The organism is Hansschlegelia quercus, assembly GCF_004310425.1.
GTDB lineage: Bacteria > Pseudomonadota > Alphaproteobacteria > Rhizobiales > Methylopilaceae > Methylopila > Methylopila quercus.
Map to the genome: position 1 here is coordinate 155,480 of NZ_SIUB01000001.1, position 17,109 is coordinate 172,588.

A 17,109-nucleotide genomic window follows, 5' to 3' on the forward strand; every position below is an offset into this window, starting at 1 on the left:
TTTTTATGTCGATGGCCGGCTCGCCGACGCTGCATGGCGGCCCTACGGTCGAAGCAGGACCGCGGCGGGCCGGTCGAAGCTTCGGCGGCCGCGTTTCAAGCCCCAGACGGGCTGCGCGATCGAGGAGAAGGCGGCCTCCTCGCTCTCGGCGTCCATCACCACGAGATCCCCCGCCGCGCCCACTCTGAGCCCGTAGTCGTCCAGCCTCATCAGGCGGGCCGCGCCGTCGGTCACCAGATCGAGGCAGGTCGAAAAGCCGTCGGGGCCGACCTGCGCGACATTGGCGTAGAGGTTCGCCATTCGCATTAGCGACAGGTCGCCGAACGGCGTGAACGGGTTCTCGACATTGTTGGTCGCGACAGAGCAGGCGACGCCCCGGCCCGCGAGTTCGTGGACAGCCGTCACGCCGCGCGGGCGGTCGGCGAAGCGAGCCCGGCCCATGAGGTAGAGGTCGGTCGCCGGTAGCGCCGTCACGGCGACGCCGGCGGAGGCCAGCCGGACTGCGGCGCTCTCGAAGGCCTCGCGGGTCATCGCCGAAAGCTTGGTGACGTGGCCGATCGCCACGCGCCCTCCCCGCTTCGTCGCCTCGGTCCGTCGGCAGATCTCGTCGAGATGGCCGCCGGAGGCCTCGATGTCGAAATCGAGATGCAGGTCGAGGTCGACGTCGTAACGCGCGGCGAGCGCGAACAGCCGGTCGATCTGCGCGACAGGATCCGTATCGGTGTACGGGCAGCCGCCGAGCAGATCGGCGCCGTCATCGAGCGCCTCGACGAGCAGGTCCTCGCAGCCGGGATCGTTGGTCAGCCCCTCCTGCGGAAAGACGCAGAGCTGGAGATCGAGCGCCCAGGCGTAATCGCGCTTCAGCTGCTTCAGCGCGCGGAAACTCCGGAGGCCGGCGCGCGGGTCGACCTCGACATGGGTGCGCATGCGCGTCGTGCCGTGGCCGATCGCGCGCTCGAGGCAGCTCGCGCCGCGGGCATAGACGTCCTCTTCGGTGAAGCCCCGCTTGAGCTCGGACACCGCCGCGATCGCGGCCTTGAGATCGCCATGCGCGTGCCCGCAGCGGCCGAGCAGGCAGGCCTTGTCGAGATGGACGTGGGTGTCGACGAAGCCCGGCAGACCAAGCCTGCCGCAGGCGTCCATCACCGGCGCGTCGCAGACGATCTCGGACTCGATCGCCGCGATCCGCCCCTCCGCGATGCCGAGCGAGACCGGCGCGTCACGGCCGCGCAGGCGCAGATTGTTCACGACGAGGTCGAGCGTCACGGGTGTCCTCAGCCGATCGTCATCAGGGTGGCGTCGCCGCCGGCGGCCGCGATGTTGGTCGAGATCGTGCGCTCCTCGAGCAGGCGCTCGACGGGATAGTCCTTGCCCGCCGCAAGGCTTTCGGGCGTCAAGGCGAGCACCGGGATGATCGGTCCCGGCCGCTCGGCGACGGCGCGAAGAACCGCCGAGAGGTCTGCGTCCGATCCTTCGAACAGGATCGCGGCAAGATGCGAAGCGTCCGGCCAGGACGCGACCGTCGCAAGGCGTTGAGCCAGCTCCGGCGGCAGATGCGCCAGTCGGGGGTAACCGGGGCCGCCCGCCTCCACGACGGCGCAACAGCCTGCCGCGAGGATCGCGCCTAGCTGGAGGCGCAGCCCACTTTCGGTTCGGGCGAGCGCCGCCACAGGGCCGCGGGCGCGGAGCGTATAGACGTTGCGCTCGCCGACCGGCCCCGGCAGCGTGACCTCGGCGCCGAGCGGGGATCGGCGGGCGAGCTCGCGGCAACGCTCCGCCTCCTCTACAAAGCCCGCGTCGGCCAGCCAGTCGGCGTAGCGGAAAGCGGGCGCCAGCGCTTCGGCGGCGCCTGACAAGCCGCAGCCGCCGCGCCCGGCCTTCGTCAGCCGGGGAACGTAAAGCGGTCCGCCCGCCTTCGGCCCGGTCCCTGAAAGCCCCGAACCGCCGAAGGGCTGGACGCCGACCACCGCGCCGATGACGTTGCGGTTCACGTAGAGGTTTCCGGCGAAGACCTCCGCCGTGATCTGCGCGATCGTCTCGTCGATGCGGGTATGAAGCCCGAAGGTGAGGCCGTAGCCGGCGGCGTTGATCGCCTCGACGACGCGGTCGATCTCGGCGACCGAAAAGCGCACCACATGCAGGACGGGGCCGAACACCTCGCGCGCGACGTCGGCGACCGCGGAGATCTCGATCAAGGTCGGCGCGACGAACGCGCCATGCGCCGCCTCGGCCGGGAGCGCCCACCGGCTCACGTTGAAGCCCCGCAATCGCATCGCCACGACATGGGCCTCGATTGCGTCGCGCGCGTCTTCGGTGATGACGGGTCCGACATCGGTCGCGAGGTGGTCGGGCCGACCGACCGAAAGCTCGCACATCGCGCCCTTCAGCATCGCAAGCGTGCGCTCGGCCACATCCTCCTGCAGGCACAGGATCCTGAGCGCCGAGCAGCGCTGCCCGGCGCTGTCGAAGGCGGAGGCGATGACGTCGGAGACGACCTGCTCGGCAAGCGCGGAGCTGTCGACGATCATCGCGTTCAGCCCGCCGGTCTCGGCGATGAAGGTCACGGGCTCTCCGTCGCGCGTCATCCGCCGGGCGAGCGTCGTCTGGATCGACTTGGCGGCGTCGATTGAGCCTGTGAACAGCACGCCCTGCACGCGGGCGTCGGCGACGATCGCGGCGCCGGTCTCCCCTGCCCCCAGCGCCAACCGCAGCGCGTCTTCCGGAACGCCGGCCGCGTGCAGCATGCGGACGGCCTCGGCCGCGATCAGCGGGGTCTCCTCGGCCGGCTTGGCGACGACCGCGTTCCCGGCGGCGAGCGCCGCGGCGACCTGGCCGGTGAAGATCGCAAGTGGAAAGTTCCAAGGGCTGATGGCTGCGACGACGCCCAAGGGCTGCGCATCGTGCGGAAGACGCTCGGCTTCGCAGGCGTAGTAGCGCAGGAAGTCGACGGCTTCGCGCACTTCCGACACGCCGCTCGTGAAGGTTTTTCCCGCCTCGCGGACGAGGAGGCCGATGAGGTTCTCCATCGCCGCCTCCATTGCGTCGGCTGCGCGGCGCAGGATTGCGGCGCGCGCGCCGGCCGTGAGCGCGCCCCAGGCAGGCGCCGCATCGGCGGCAGCGGCCAGCGCCTGCTCGATCTCTTCGGGCGTCGTCCATGTGACGGAGCCGACGATGTCCCGGCGGTCGGCGGGGTTGCGAACGGCCTCCCCCTCCCCCAGTCCTGCGCGCCAGGTCTTTCCCGCGGTTGCAAGCGTCGCATGGGCGAGGCGCGCGAGCGCAGTCTCATCAGCGAGATCCAAACCACGCGCGTTTCGTCGGGCGACGCTGTAGAGGTCGGGGGGGCGCGCGATTTTCGGATGCGGCGCGCCGCGCGACTCCCTCGCCGCGGCGACAGGGTCGGCGATCAGATCCTCGACCGCGACGTCGGGGTCGGCGATCCGGTTGACGAAAGAGGAGTTCGCGCCGTTCTCGAGCAAACGGCGCACGAGATAGGCCAGAAGCGTCTCATGCGCCCCGACGGGCGCGTAGATGCGGCACGGGCGCCCCAACCCGCCTTCCCCCACCACCTGCTCATAGAGCGGCTCCCCCATGCCGTGGAGGCACTGAAACTCGTAGTCGCCGCCTTGGAAGGCCGGCCCGGCCATCGTCATGATCGCGGCCAGAGTGTGCGCGTTGTGGGTGGCGAATTGGGGGAACACCGCGTCTCGCGCTGCGAGCAGCTTTCGCGCGCAAGCGAGATAGGAGACGTCGGTATGGACCTTGCGGGTGAAGACCGGGAAGTCCTCGTACCCGCCGATCTGGGCGCGCTTGATCTCGCTGTCCCAGTAGGCGCCCTTCACCAGCCGCACCATCAGGCGACGGCCGGCCCGGCGCGCAAGGTCGACGATCCAGTCGACGACGAAGGGACAGCGTTTGCCATAGGCCTGGATGACGAAGCCGAGGCCATCCCAACCTTGAAGCGCCGGGTCAAGCGCCAGCGCCTCGAACAGGTCGAGCGATAGCTCCAGCCGATCGGCTTCTTCGGCGTCGATGTTGAGGCCGATGTCGCGACCTTTGGCTAGTTGGGCAAGGCCTTTCAGGCGCGGCAGCAATTCGGCGAACACGCGCTCGCGCTGCTGGCGGGAATAACGCGGGTGGAGCGCGGAGAGTTTGATCGAGACGCCCGGCCCTTCGTAGGGCCCGCGCCCCGCCGAGGCTTCGCCGATGGCGCGGATGGCGTTTTCGTAGGAGGCGAGATAACGGGCGGCGTCCTCCTCGGTCGCCGCCGCTTCGCCGAGCATGTCGTAGGAATAGGCGAAGCCGCGGCGCTCCTGCCTCCGGGCGTTCGCGAGCGCCTCGGCGATGTCGCGGCCGGCGACGAACTGCTCGCCCATCAACCGCATGGCGAGGTCGACCGCTTTGCGGATCACCGGCTCCCCACCGCGCGCGATCAGCTTATGGAGCGCCGCCGACAAGCCGGTCTCGCTCGCCGTCGCCGTCATCCGCCCGGTGACGAGCAGGCCCCAGGTCGCTGCGTTCACGAACAGAGACGGGCTGCGGCCGAGGTGGGCGCGCCAGTCGCCGGCTGCGATCTTGTCTCGGATCAGCGCGTCGCGGGTCGCGGCGTCGGGCGTTCGCAGCAGCGCCTCGGCGAGGCACATCAGCGCCACGCCCTCCTCGCTCGACAACGCGTATTCCTGCACGAGGCCTTCCACCCCGCCGCTCACGCCGCGGGCGCGCAGACCATCGACCAGACGGCGCGCGAGAGCTTGCGTGCCCGCTTCTTCTTCCGACGTCGACGCGGCGAGATCGAGCAGCGGCGCCACGCAGTCGGGCTCCGGCCTGCGGCAGGCGGCGGTGATCGCTGCGCGCAGCGGAGACTGAGCCTCGATCGACCCTGCGAAGCGCGCGAAAGGCGGCTCCGGCGGCTCGGCCGTCTCCAGACCATTGGTATGCGTCATCCGGGTCCTCGGATTCGCAGAATGTCCTCAGACAGGAAACGCCTCCGCCGCCTTCCGTTCCATCGCCAGCAGCGCGTCGGAGATCAGGATCGCCAGCGCTGCGATAAGCCCGGCGCCCTGCACGACATAGGCCAGATTGTTCGACGCAAGGCCGGCGAAGACCACCTCCCCCAGCGTCCGCGCCGCGACGGCCGAGCCAATCGTCGCCGTCGCGACGCCGCTGATCGCCGCGAGCCTCAACCCCGCAAGGATTGCCGGAAGCGCGAGCGGCAGTTCGACCTTCCGCAGCCGCTGAGCCCGCGTCATGCCGCAGGCGTCGGCCGCTTCGAGCGCGCGCGCCGGCGCACGGCCGAGGCCCGCGAGCGCGTTCTCGAACACCGGAAGTATTCCATAGATGATAAGCGCGATCAGCGTCGGTTCCGCACCGAAGCCGACAGCCGGAACTGCGATCGCGAGAACGGCGACGGGCGGGAAGGTTTGGCCTGCATTCGCAAGGCTGCGGGAGAGCGGCAGGAACTCTCGCCCCCATGGCTGCGTGACCGAGATCGCCAGGATGACGCCGACAAGCGCCGAGGCCGCCAATGCGAGCGCGGTCAGCCCGAGATGAAGCGCGGTGAGCTCGGCGAGATTTGCGTGGCGGTAGATGACGGGCGCGCCCTCCGGCGCGAGCGACCGAAGCAACGGCTCGAAGATCGACGGCGCCGCGAGGAACGCCGCGACCGACACGATCAAGGCGACGCGGGCCACGAATGCGACGTTCACGCCTTCGGCTCCGCGCCGGCCTCGATCAGCCGCTTGAGCGTCACGATCCCCAGCGCCTCGCCCCCTGCCCCGACGACGGGCGCGGCGTCCCGGCGCGACCAGAGAAGAGCGCCCAGCGCGCCGCGAAGCGTCGCCTCCACGGCGACCGGATCGCCAGCAGCCGATCCCGGCTCCACAAGATCGCGAACCGAGCCGAGCGCGAGCAGGCGGAACGGACGGTCGTCGGATGCGACCAGCGCCGCAACCTCAGGCGTCGCCGGGCGCGAGAAGATTTCGGCCGGCGTTCCCTGCTGGAGCAGCCGCCCGCGATGCATCACGGCAATCCGGTCGCCGAGCCGAGCGGCCTCGTCCATGTCGTGCGTAACGAGCACGATCGTGAGGCCAAGCCTCTTCCGAAGAGCGGCGAGGTCGACCTGCGCTTTGGCGCGGACCGCGGGGTCGAGAGCCCCGAAGGGCTCGTCCATCAGCAGCACGCGGGGTTCGGCCGCAAGCGCCCGCGCCACGCCGACACGCTGCTGCTCTCCGCCGGAGAGTTCGTGGGGCTTGCGCGGTCCGTAGGTCGCGGGATCGAGGCCGAGCAGCGTCAGCAGTTCGTCGACGCGGGCGCGGATGCGCGGCTCCTCCCACCTGAGCAGGCGCGGCGTCGTGGAAATGTTCTCGAAGGCGGTTCGGTGGGGGAACAGCCCGGCGCCCTGCATGACATAGCCGATGCGCCGGCGAAGCAGGTGCGGCGCGACCGTCGACACGTCTTCGCCGTCGACGACGACACGGCCGGCGCTCGGCTCGACCAGCCGATTGATCGTCTTCAGCAGCGTCGACTTCCCCGAGCCGGACGATCCGACGATCGCCAGCGACTCGCCCTCGGCGATCTCGAGCGAGACGTCGGCGACGGCCGCCGTCTCGCCATAGCGCTTGGACAGGCGCTCGATCGCGATCATCGGGCGGCGGCTTCGGCCGCGGCGTCGAGCGCGACGGAGGCGGCGAAGGCGAGCGCCACAGTTGGGACCGCGCCGAGCAGCACGAGGTCGATCGCCGTCTGGCCCATGCCCTGGAACACGAAGGTCCCGAACCCTCCTGCGCCGATCAGCGCCGCGACGGTCGCAAGACCGATCGTCTGGACGAGGGTCACCCGCAGGCTCGCCAACAGGCGCGGCGCGGCGAGCGGCGCCTTCACCAGAAGCAGCGCCTGCCGCTCCGTCATTCCCGAGGCCCGAGCCGCCTCGACGGCGTCCCGCGGCGTGGACGCGAGCGCCGAGGCGACGCCCGCGACGACCGGCAGCAGCGCATAGAGCGTCAGCGCGACGAAAGCCGGAGCGATCCCGACGCCGGAAATGCCGACGGCCGAGGCGCTGGGGAGGTTCGCCGCGAGCCAGCCGAGCGGCGCGATGAGCAAAGCGAACAGCGCGATCGACGGGATCGTCTGGATCGCGGTGAGGAAGCCAAGCGCAGGCCCCTCGAAGCGCGGGCTGAAGTGGCAGGCGAGCCCGAGCGGGACGCCGAGCGTCAGAGCGGCGGCGACCGAGCCGAAGGACAGCAACAGATGCGTCCGAGCCTCGGACCAGAAGGCCTGCGCCCGTGGCGCATATTCCTTCAACAGCGACAGATCGTCGAGCGCGCCGCTCGCGAACAGCGCGCCAGCGCCGGCGAGGACAAGAGCGAGAGCCGCGACGCGCATCAACGGGCGCAAGCGAAGACGCACGATGGCGTCCGAGGCGACGAGCGCGAAGGCGAGGAAGGCGAGCCAAAACCCCCAACCCGGGCCGATGCGGGCGAGCATGTCATCTCGCGCAACGAGATGGCTGGGCGCCGTTCCGAGCGCGATCAGCAACGCCGCGGCCACAGCCAGCCCCGCGAGGAGCCTGAGCAAGGCAGGCGTGCGGAGCGCCACGACGATTGCGGCCGCAGCGGCAAGAAGCATGACAGCGGCCGCGACAGGCGGGCTCAGCGCTGCGAACAAAGAGACCGGAGCGCCATCAAGGATGCGGTTGGGCTTCAGGGTCGCGAAGGGCCCAAGCGCGAGCCCTGAGATCGCTACGCCCGCCGCAAGCAGGCCGAGCCGGTCGAACGTCGACGAACCCGCAGCCGCCGAGGCTTCGATCGCGGTCATCGCACAAACCCCCTCTCGCGCAGATACGCTTCCGCGACCGAACGCGCCGGTTCGCCGCCGACCTGTATCTGGCCGTTCAGCCGCCGCATGGTTTCCAGGTCGAGCGTCGCGAAGATCGGCTCGATTACGTCTGCGATCCGGGGCGCCGCCTCTAGCGCCGCGCGGCGGATGACGGGCGCCGGCTGATAGACCGGCTGCGCGCGCCGGTCGTCGTCGAGCATCACGAGGCCGGAGTACGGCAGGCCGCCATCCGTGCCGTAGACCATGGCGGCGTTCGCGCCGCTGATCGCCTTCGCGGCCGCGGCGAGCGTGGCGGCCGTGTCGCCTCCGGCCAGGCTGATGAGCTGGTCGGAGCGCATGTGGAAGCCATACGCCTTCTCGAATGACGGCAGCGCGGACGCCGAGTGGACGAACTCGGTCGAGGCGGCGAGCGTCACCGCCCCGCCTTGCGTCACCCATCGGCCGAAGTCGGAGAGCGAGGTCAGTCCATTCGCTTCCGCGACGTCCTTGCGGACGGCGATTCCCCAGCCATTGTCGGCGGGCGCGGGCTTCAGCCAAACGAGGCTGTTCGCTGCGCCGTCGAGCCGCTTGGCCGCCTCGTAGGCTGCGGTCGCGTCCTTCCATGTCGGCTCGCCCTCGCGGTGGAAGAAGCTCGCCGCATTGCCGGTGTATTCGGGATAGAGGTCGATCTCGTCGGCGAGGATCGCAGCGCGGACGATGGGCGTGCCGCCGAGCTCGGTCCGGTCGCGCGTCTCGAAGCCTGCGGCTTGAAGCGCGAGCACGATCATCCCGCCAAGCAGCGCGCCTTCAGTGTCGGCCTTCGACGAGACGACGATCGGCCGCGCATCGGCGGCGCAAGCCGATGTCAGGAGAACGAGCGCCGCAAGAAAGGGCTTGAGGGAGAGCCGCCACATCGTGGCTCAAGTCTGGCCGAAGGCGCGGCAGTGGTCGAGCGGTCCGGGATTCCGCGACCCACTTGGCTTCGCGCGCGAGGGAAGGAATAAAGCTCCGGGGCGAAGACGACGCGAGGTGGACGATGGTCGAGAACTTCACGCCGGGGAATCCGTCGCCGCTCGCGAGCGCCATCAGCGCCCTGCAGAGCGCGGGCTTTTCGGTCAATGTCTGCGCGACGCCCGGCCGGCTGACCGTCGACCGACAGGAACTTACGCCGGACGAGATTTTCGCCCTGGCGAGCGCCAAGGCCGGCTGGAGCGGCCCCGGCGAGTCGGGGCAGGCCGCTCCTTAAGCCTCCGCTTCCGCTCAGGGCTCCTGACGGATCTCAATCGCGTCCACGCGGTCGGGATAGAAGGCGAGATGTCCGGCGATCGGGGATACGGCTGGATAAGTCTCCTCATAGGTCCAGACCGCGTCTGTCCCTCTAGGTCCAGCCGCGGGGATGCTGAAGTAAGCGGCGTCGCCCTTGTAGGGGCAGTGGCTGGTCCGGGGGCTGCGCTGCAGCAGCGTCATGTCCGCGTCGGCGCGCGGAATATAATACACCGGCGGATAGCTCGCCTCCCGCAGGATCAAGGCGTTCGCGCTGTCGGCGATCACCTTGCCGCCCGCCGTGACGATGACGCGGCCAGCGAGCAGCTCCATGCTGATCGGGTGGTCGGGTCCAGGCGTCTTCATCGCTGCCGTCGTCATAAGGATGCGCTCCTCTGTCGCAAAACCGATCAACGGCCGCGCTTCCGGGGCCGCGGTCTTGACATCACCCATGCGCCATTCATACCTGGCGATACAATACCGGTCGGTATAAATGGGGCTCCGTTATGTCCAAGACAGGCTATCTCGTCGCCGCGGCGACGTTCGGCGCAGCGGTCTCGGCGCTCACCGCGCTCACGCCCTGGCAGGGCGTGTCGGCCGACAGCGCCCCTGCGGCAGCCGCGGCGACGCCGGTCTCCGTAGCTGAGGTGCAGCAGCGCGACGTGCAGAACTGGAACGAGTTCTCCGGGCGCATGGAGGCGGTCGAGCGCGTCGAGATCCGCCCGCGCGTCGCGGGCCAGATCGTCGAGATTCACTTTCGCGAAGGCGCCCTCGTCGAGAAGGGCGCGTCCCTCGTCACGATCGATCCTGAACCGTTCGAGGCTGAGGTCGCGCGCGCGAAGGCGGAGGTCGCAGCCGCCGAGGCGCGGGTGACGCTGGCGCAGAGCGATCTCGACCGCGGCCGCAAGATGACGGCGCTTTCGACAATCTCGCAGCGCGACCTCGACGTCCGCGACAGCGCGCTTCGCCAAGCCAACGCCGCCGTCCAGGGCGCGAAGGCGGCGCTCCGCACGACGGAGCTCAACCTCGGCTACACCCAGGTGCGCGCGCCGATCGCCGGCCGCGTGGGCAAGATCGAGATCACCGTCGGCAATCTCGTTTCCGCCGGCCCGGGCGCTCCCGTGCTCGTGCGTCTCGTGTCGGTCGATCCGATCTATGCGAGCTTCGACGTCGACGAGCACACAGTCGCAAAGGCGCTCGCCAGCCTCCCCTCGGGTCAGGACCGTAGCCAGACGCTCGGCGCCATCCCGGTCGAGCTCGCGAGCGACGGCGAAAGCCGGCTCCGGCGGGGCGAGCTGCAATATGTCGATCCGAGCGTCGACGCGGCCACCGGCTCGGTGCGCGTCCGCGGCGTCTTCCCGAACCCGGACGGCAAGTTGATGCCCGGCCAGTTCGCCCGGCTGAAGATCGCCGAGGCGAAGGCGACCCCTGCTCTGCTGGTCAGCGAACGCGCCATCGGCGTCGATCAGGACAAGAAATACGTCCTCGTCATCGACGCGCAGAACAAGGCCAACTATCGCGAGGTCACGCTTGGCGCCTCCGCGAACGGCCTGCGGACCGTCCTCAGCGGCCTCTCCGCCGGCGAGCGCGTCGTCGTCAACGGCCTCCAGAAGCTGCGCCCAGGCGCGCTGGTTGCGCCGGAGCCGGTCGCGATGAACGGCGACGCCGCCCAGAAGCAGGCATCCGCCGCCCCGTAAGCAGAACGTCTTCCCGGACGGCCCGAAGGCCGATCCGGGATCGTCTTCAGAACTAAGCGTTTCCACCGCCTGCGATCCTAAGCGCCGCTTCGTCGCGTCCGGGATGACGTCCAGAACTCGACCGTCCGAGGGCTTCGGCCATGAACATCTCCCGCTTCTTCATCGACCGCCCGGTCTTCGCCGGCGTGCTGTCGACCGTGATCTTCCTCGCGGGCCTGCTCTCGATCCGGGCCATGCCGATCTCGGAATATCCGGACGTCGTCCCGCCGCAGATCGTGGTGCGCGCCACCTATCCGGGCGCAAATCCGAAGGTCATTTCGGAGACAGTCGCGACGCCGATCGAGGAGCAGATCAACGGCGTCGAGGACATGCTCTACATGGCGAGCCAGGCGACGACCGACGGCGTCATGACCCTGACCGTGACCTTCGCTCTGGGAACGGATCCCGATAAGGCCCAGCAGCTCGTGCAGAACCGCGTCAGCCAGGCCGAGCCGCGGCTGCCGGAGGAGGTCCGCGCGCTCGGCGTAACGACGGTGAAGTCCTCCCCGGACCTCACGCTGGTCGTCCATCTGACGTCGCCGAACGGACGCTACGACTCGAAGTATCTCCGCAACTACGCGGTGCTGAACGTGAAGGACCGTCTCGCCCGCATCCCTGGCGTCGGTCAGGTGCAGCTGTTCGGCTCAGGCGACTATTCCATGCGCGTATGGCTTGATCCGCAGAAGGTCGCGGAGCACGGCCTGTCGGCCTCCGACATCGTGGCCGAGATCCGCGCGCAGAACGTGCAGGCGGCGGCGGGCGTCGTGGGCGGCTCGCCGACGCCGTCGGACGTCGACCTCCAGCTCTCCGTCAACGCGCAGGGCCGCCTCCAGTCCGAGGAGGAGTTCGGCGACATCATCGTCAAGTCGGGCGCAAACGGCGAGATCGTGCGCCTGCGCGACGTCGCCCGCATCGAACTCGGCGCGTCCGACTATGCGTTGCGGTCGCTGCTCGACAACAAGTCGGCGGTCGCGGTCCCGCTGTTCCAGGCGCCCGGCTCGAACGCGATCGACATCGCCGACCGCGTGCAGGCTGAAATGCGCGACATCAAGGCCAACATGCCGGACGGCGTGGACTACTCGATTGTCTATGACACCACGCAATTCGTGCGCGCCTCGATCGAGGCGGTGATTCACACCCTGCTCGAGGCAGTCGCTCTCGTGGTGCTGGTGGTTATCGTGTTCCTGCAAACCTGGCGGGCGTCGATCATCCCGCTGATCGCCGTTCCGGTGTCGATCATCGGCACCTTCGCGGTCATGCATCTCTTCGGCTTTTCGATCAACGCGCTCAGCCTGTTCGGCCTGGTGCTCGCGATCGGCATCGTCGTCGACGACGCGATCGTCGTGGTCGAAAACGTCGAACGCAATATCGAGGAAGGACTGAACCCCCGCGACGCCGCCCTTAAGGCGATGCAGGAGGTCTCCGGCCCGATCGTCGCGATCGCGCTGGTGCTGATCGCGGTGTTCGTGCCGCTCGCCTTCATCTCCGGCCTGACCGGCCAGTTCTACAAGCAGTTCGCGCTGACGATCGCGATTTCGACCGTCATCTCGGCGATCAACTCGCTGACGCTGTCGCCGGCGCTCGCCTCGCTTCTGCTGAAGGGCCACGACGCGCCGAAGGACAGGCTGACGCGCGGCATGGATCTGCTGTTCGGCTGGTTCTTCCGCGGCTTCAACCGCGCCTTCTCCTGGGGGTCGCGGTCCTACGGCAAGGGCGTGGGCTTCGCGATCGGCCGGAAGATGATCCTTCTCGTCCTCTATGTCGGCCTGATCGGCGTCACCGGGCACCTGTTCCGCACGATTCCGGGCGGCTTCGTGCCGGCGCAGGACAAGCAATATCTCGTCGGCTTCGCACAGCTTCCCGATGCCGCCACGCTCGACCGCACGGAGGACGTGATCAAGCGCATGGGCGAGATCGCGCTAAAGCAGCCCGGCGTGCAGAGCGCGGTTTCGTTCCCTGGCCTTTCCATCAACGGCTTCACCAACTCATCCAACGCCGGCATCGTGTTCGTGACGCTGTCGCCGTTCGAGAACCGCAAGGACCCGTCCTTGAGCGCCGGCGCGATCGCCATGAAGCTGAACGGCGCTTACGCCGGCATCCAGGACGCCATCATCGCGATGTTCCCGCCGCCGCCGGTGCAGGGCCTCGGCACGATCGGCGGCTTCAAGTTCGAGATCGAGGACAAGGCCGGCCTCGGCTATGCGGCGCTCGACGAGGCGACCAAGGGGTTTCTCGCCAAGGCCGCCCAGGCGCCGGAACTCGCCGGCCTGTTTTCCTCCTACCAGGTGAACGTGCCGCAGCTCTTCGCCGACATCGACCGCACGAAGGCGCGCCAGCTCGGCGTGCCGATCTCGGACGTGTTCAACACGCTGCAGATCTATTTCGGCTCGCTCTACGTCAACGATTTCAACAAGTTCGGCCGGACCTATTCGGTGCGCGTGCAGGCGGACTCTGCCTATCGCGCTCGAGCGGAGAATGTCGGCTTCCTCAAGGTGAAGTCGGCTTCGGGCGACATGATCCCGCTCTCCGCCCTGCTGACGGTGAAGCCGAGCGCAGGTCCCGAGCGCGCCATGCGGTACAACGGTTTCCTCTCCGCCGACGTCAACGGCGGCGCGGCGCCCGGCTTTTCGACCGGCCAGGCGCAGGAGGCGGTCGCGCGGATCGCGTCCGAAACCCTGCCAAAGGGCTTTTCCTTCGAATGGACCGAGCTCACCTACCAGGAGTTCATCGCCGGCAATTCGGGGTTGATCGTCTTCCCTGTCGCGATCCTGCTCGTCTTTCTGGTTCTCGCCGCCCAGTATGAGAGCCTGACGTTGCCGATCGCGATCATCCTGATCGTTCCGATGGGCATCCTGGCGGCGCTCACCGGGGTCTGGCTGTCCGGGGGAGACAACAACGTCTTCACCCAGATTGGGTTGATCGTGCTGGTCGGCCTGTCGGCCAAGAACGCCATCCTGATCGTCGAGTTCGCGCGCGAGCTGGAGATCGCGGGACGTACGCCGTTTGAGGCAGCCATCGAAGCGAGCCGCCTGCGGCTGCGGCCGATCCTGATGACGTCGCTCGCCTTCATCATGGGCGTGCTGCCGCTCGTCACCTCGACGGGCGCGGGATCCGAGATGCGTTCGGCGATGGGCGTGGCGGTGTTCTCGGGGATGATCGGCGTGACCGCTTTCGGCCTGTTCCTGACGCCGGTGTTCTACGTCGTGATCCGTGCGCTCGCGGGCGGGCGCAAGCTCAAGGGCGCCGGCACGGTCGAGCCCGCCGGCCACCATGCCGCGCCTCATGCGCTGCCGAATTCAGGAACGTCCGTCGGTTAAGATCGTCGGAGGAAAATGTGTCCCATTCCTCCGATGGTCTTGAGCAGGAGGTCGCCGTGCAACCCACGGCGGCCTCCGCTGTTTTTCAGGCCAAGGGCAGAAACAAACTTTAAGCCGGCTGGCGCTCGCAGGCGGGCAAAGCGCGAAGCGCAAGCTCCGCCACCTTGTAGAGCTCGGCGCGCGTCGCGCCCGATGACGCCTTCACCGCCATGCCCAGACCGACCGACATGACGTAGCGCGCCCAGTCGGCCGGATCCTCGCCCGCGTCCAGTTCGCCCTCGGCGGCGGCGCGGTCGAGGCGCTTGCGCAGGGTCTCCTCGCTGAGCGACCGCCGCGCGATCAGCTCGCTCCGGATGGCGTCGCCTTCCCCGCCGCCACAGACGGCGCTGTTCACGCCGAGGCATCCCGGGGGATGCATCGGGTCGGTCAGCACGTCGGCGTAACCCTTCAGCAGCTTGTCGATCGTCCTGCGCGCCGTCGGCTCGTTGAGCGCCTCGGCGACGAAGCAGAAATGGTTCTGCTCGTAGCGGTCGAGCACCTTGCGGAACAGCTCTTCCTTGTTCCCGTAGGTCGCGTAGAGGCTCGGCCGCGTGATGCCCATGGCCTCCGTCAGCTCTGTCAGCGACGCGCCCTCGAAGCCGTGCCGCCAGAAGACCTGCAGCGCGGCGCAAAGCGCCTCGTCGACGTCGAACTCCTTCGGCCTACCCATGACTGGTCGCATCCTGCGATTTCATACCGACCGATATAGTGTCGGCGCCGAGATGCGTCGAGGCGACCGGGCATTCTCCTTTCGCCCATCAGCCTTGTCTCGCAACGCTAGGCGCCCTCGAGACGGCCCGCGCTCCGAGATCTTAGGCGCGGATAGCGCAGGTAGCACACGCGCCCGCTAGCTGCTTGACGCATCGACTTCTGCAACAGGCGTTGCCGACTTCATCTCAATCAGGCCTGCGGCGATCGCCACCCAGACCAGATTGGCGTCGGTGCGTATGTCGAGCTTCGCCTTGATGCCCGAATGATAGTTCTGGATCGTCTTCTGGCTGAGCGACAGCGCGTCGGCGATCTCGTCGGTGGTCATGCCGGAAGCGATCAGTTGCAGAATTTCCACCTCCCGCGGCGCGAGCCCGTTGATCGGCGAACTTCGGCCAGAGAGCCGCTCGGCCGCGATCTGCCGGGCGATGTCGTCGCTGACCGACTTACCGCCCTGCGCGATCACGGACATCGCCGAGATCAACGCTTCCGGCGGGCTGCTCTTGGTGACGTATCCGGCGGCGCCGGCTTCGAAGGCCTTAAGCGCATAAGAGAGGCCGTCATGCATGGTGAATACGAGGATGCGCGCTTTGTGGTCGAAGGCCCTTATTCGGCGGATCGCTTCGAGGCCGCTTGAGCCGGGCATGCTGAGGTCGACGATGACGATGTCCGTCGGCGAGCGGCGGTATGCGAGGTAGGCCGCGGACGCCGTGTCGGCCTCCGCTGCGACGCAGAAACCCGGCTGTTGCTCGATCAGCTTGCGGTAGCCAGCGCGAACGACCGGGTGGTCATCGGCGAGCAGAATGGTGCGTTCGCCCATCGATCAAGCTGCTTCAGACGTAGCGCGAGCCGCACCGACCGACTTGAGCGGGAGCGCCGCGGCAAGACGAACGCCTCGGCCGCGAGCTTCGGCAAGGAACTGACCTCCGAGCGCCTCGACGCGTTCGCGCAGGCCGAGCAGACCCTGCCCCTGATTGCCCACAGGCTCGACAGAAGCGCCGCCGCCGTCGTCCTCGACCGTCACAGTGATCTGCGGCTCAGGCGCGTTTCGTCGTTCGACAGTGATCGCGATCGCCTGCGGGGCGCCGTGCTTCACCGCGTTGGTCAGCCCCTCCTGGGCCAGACGGTAGATCGTCAGCGCGATCTCGGCCGGCGCGTCTTGGAGTCCCCCATGAACCTTCAGTTGGAAGCGCGGCCCCGACCCCGGCCCGATACGGGCGTTCCAGCTGCCCACCAGATGTTCGAGACTTTGCTCTAGCCCGATGTCCTCGAGCTCGGGCGGCCTCAAGCGCGACAGCGTGCTTTTCAATGTTGCGGCCATGCCTTCACTGATGACGCCGATCTCTCGCGCGCTCTCTGAGAGGTCCGGCCGATCCTTGAGGCTTGCGCTAGCGACCGCCGCGGCGAGCGCGCGCGTGGCGGTCAGACACTGGCCGAACTCATCGTGCAGGTCGCGGGCGAGCGAGCGTCGCTCGTCCTCCTGGACCTCGAACAACCTGCGCGTGACGGCCGCGCGCTGCTCCGTCGACAGCGCAAGGCGCTCCGTCAGCTCGTTGAAGGCTCTGGCCACATGCGCGAACTCGCGCGCGGCGAAGTCCGGCAGCCGGACCGACAGGTCGCCCCGCTCCAGCAGCTTCAACCCGCGGATGATGATCTCGATTGGACGCAGCGCGTGTCCGATCAAGGCCACCGTCAGCAATCCGATCGCCGCCGCCATCGCCGAGGCGACCCCGACGACGACGCTGACCTGCCGCCAAGCCTGCTGAGCGGCAGCGCCGGCGTCAGCTTGCGCAGCGATCGAACCAACCTCGTGGCGGCCGACCATCACCCTTCGCTCGACAGGCTCGAATGCGCCGAACAGCAGGTCGTTGAGCTTCACGAACCAGGCCGGCGCAGTTCCGGACTCAGGGCCGCCGCCGCAGATGCTCGCCGGCACGTCGCCAGTCCACTCAAGCCGGACGCAATAGCCCGGGCCAACAATCCGCAGGGTGTCGGAGCTGCGCCATTCTGGAAAGGCCAGCTTGGCGTGCGAGCCTTCGTTCCCGGGGAACATGACTTCGCGCCAAGCGAGATTGCGGGACTCGCGCTCCATCCGGTCGGCTGTCGCTACGACCTCGCGTTTTATCGCGTTGTTCGCCTCAACCATTGTCCACGCCCCCGCGCAGGCCAGGCAGAGCGCGACGACGGCAAGGACGCGCAGAATGAGTTTCGCCAGCAGGGACATGGCTTCGACTTTC

At 68.4% G+C, this 17,109-nt stretch carries 13 protein-coding genes; 3 read left to right on the forward strand and 10 right to left on the reverse strand.

What is annotated here, in order from left to right; all coding sequences use genetic code 11:
• Nucleotides 1–42: 42 nt before the first annotated feature.
• Genes EYR15_RS00760 through osmF form a run of 6 tightly spaced genes read right to left on the reverse strand, consistent with a single transcriptional unit; the run spans nucleotide 43 to nucleotide 8,723 of the window.
• Complete coding sequence (locus tag EYR15_RS00760) at nucleotides 43–1,278, reverse strand: amidohydrolase family protein (RefSeq protein WP_382238349.1); 1,236 nt, start codon at nucleotides 1,276–1,278, stop codon at nucleotides 43–45.
• Complete coding sequence (gene putA, locus EYR15_RS00765; protein WP_131000985.1) at nucleotides 1,275–4,940, reverse strand: trifunctional transcriptional regulator/proline dehydrogenase/L-glutamate gamma-semialdehyde dehydrogenase; 3,666 nt, start codon at nucleotides 4,938–4,940, stop codon at nucleotides 1,275–1,277. Before putA ends, EYR15_RS00760 begins: the two co-directional genes overlap by 4 nt.
• 27 nt (nucleotides 4,941–4,967) lie before the next feature.
• The gene (locus tag EYR15_RS00770) at nucleotides 4,968–5,702 is read right to left on the reverse strand and encodes an ABC transporter permease (protein WP_131000986.1); all 735 of its coding nucleotides are present in this window, start codon (nucleotides 5,700–5,702) and stop codon (nucleotides 4,968–4,970) included.
• A complete protein-coding gene (locus EYR15_RS00775) occupies nucleotides 5,699–6,640 on the reverse strand; it encodes an ABC transporter ATP-binding protein (protein ID WP_131000987.1) in 942 nt (313 codons plus the stop codon). Before EYR15_RS00775 ends, EYR15_RS00770 begins: the two co-directional genes overlap by 4 nt.
• Entirely contained in the window at nucleotides 6,637–7,809 is a 1,173-nt protein-coding gene (locus EYR15_RS00780; protein WP_131000988.1) for an ABC transporter permease, read from the reverse strand. Before EYR15_RS00780 ends, EYR15_RS00775 begins: the two co-directional genes overlap by 4 nt.
• Nucleotides 7,806–8,723 (reverse strand): glycine betaine ABC transporter substrate-binding protein OsmF, encoded by a 918-nt coding sequence (gene osmF, locus EYR15_RS00785; RefSeq protein ID WP_131000989.1) that lies wholly within the window; start codon nucleotides 8,721–8,723, stop codon nucleotides 7,806–7,808. Before osmF ends, EYR15_RS00780 begins: the two co-directional genes overlap by 4 nt.
• Nucleotides 8,724–8,845: 122 nt before the next feature.
• Between osmF and EYR15_RS00790 the strand changes: the two genes are divergently transcribed.
• The gene (locus EYR15_RS00790) at nucleotides 8,846–9,055 is read left to right on the forward strand and encodes a hypothetical protein (protein WP_131000990.1); all 210 of its coding nucleotides are present in this window, start codon (nucleotides 8,846–8,848) and stop codon (nucleotides 9,053–9,055) included.
• A 14-nt stretch (nucleotides 9,056–9,069) separates the two neighbouring features.
• Here EYR15_RS00790 and EYR15_RS00795 read toward each other — a convergent pair whose 3' ends face one another.
• A complete protein-coding gene (locus EYR15_RS00795; protein ID WP_131000991.1) occupies nucleotides 9,070–9,453 on the reverse strand; it encodes a DUF427 domain-containing protein in 384 nt (127 codons plus the stop codon).
• A 125-nt stretch (nucleotides 9,454–9,578) separates the two neighbouring features.
• Here EYR15_RS00795 and EYR15_RS00800 point away from each other — a divergent pair, with 125 nt between their 5' ends.
• Together EYR15_RS00800 and EYR15_RS00805 are read left to right on the forward strand one after the other, a co-directional pair.
• On the forward strand, nucleotides 9,579–10,769 hold the full coding sequence (locus EYR15_RS00800) for an efflux RND transporter periplasmic adaptor subunit (protein ID WP_131000992.1): 1,191 nt from the start codon (nucleotides 9,579–9,581) through the stop codon (nucleotides 10,767–10,769).
• A gap of 140 nt (nucleotides 10,770–10,909) precedes the next feature.
• The gene (locus EYR15_RS00805) at nucleotides 10,910–14,125 is read left to right on the forward strand and encodes an efflux RND transporter permease subunit (RefSeq protein ID WP_131000993.1); all 3,216 of its coding nucleotides are present in this window, start codon (nucleotides 10,910–10,912) and stop codon (nucleotides 14,123–14,125) included.
• 109 nt (nucleotides 14,126–14,234) lie between these two features.
• On the opposite strand, the gene EYR15_RS00810 is transcribed toward EYR15_RS00805, so the two are convergent.
• The 3 genes from EYR15_RS00810 to EYR15_RS00820 all read right to left on the reverse strand — a co-directional run bounded on the left by EYR15_RS00810 (nucleotide 14,235) and on the right by EYR15_RS00820 (nucleotide 17,096).
• The gene (locus tag EYR15_RS00810; RefSeq protein WP_131000994.1) at nucleotides 14,235–14,834 is read right to left on the reverse strand and encodes a TetR/AcrR family transcriptional regulator; all 600 of its coding nucleotides are present in this window, start codon (nucleotides 14,832–14,834) and stop codon (nucleotides 14,235–14,237) included.
• 177 nt (nucleotides 14,835–15,011) lie between these two features.
• Nucleotides 15,012–15,692, reverse strand: coding sequence for a response regulator (locus EYR15_RS00815; protein WP_131000995.1), 681 nt, complete (start codon nucleotides 15,690–15,692; stop codon nucleotides 15,012–15,014).
• Nucleotides 15,693–15,695: 3 nt separating this feature from the next.
• The gene (locus EYR15_RS00820) at nucleotides 15,696–17,096 is read right to left on the reverse strand and encodes a histidine kinase (RefSeq protein ID WP_131000996.1); all 1,401 of its coding nucleotides are present in this window, start codon (nucleotides 17,094–17,096) and stop codon (nucleotides 15,696–15,698) included.
• Nucleotides 17,097–17,109: the final 13 nt, after the last annotated feature.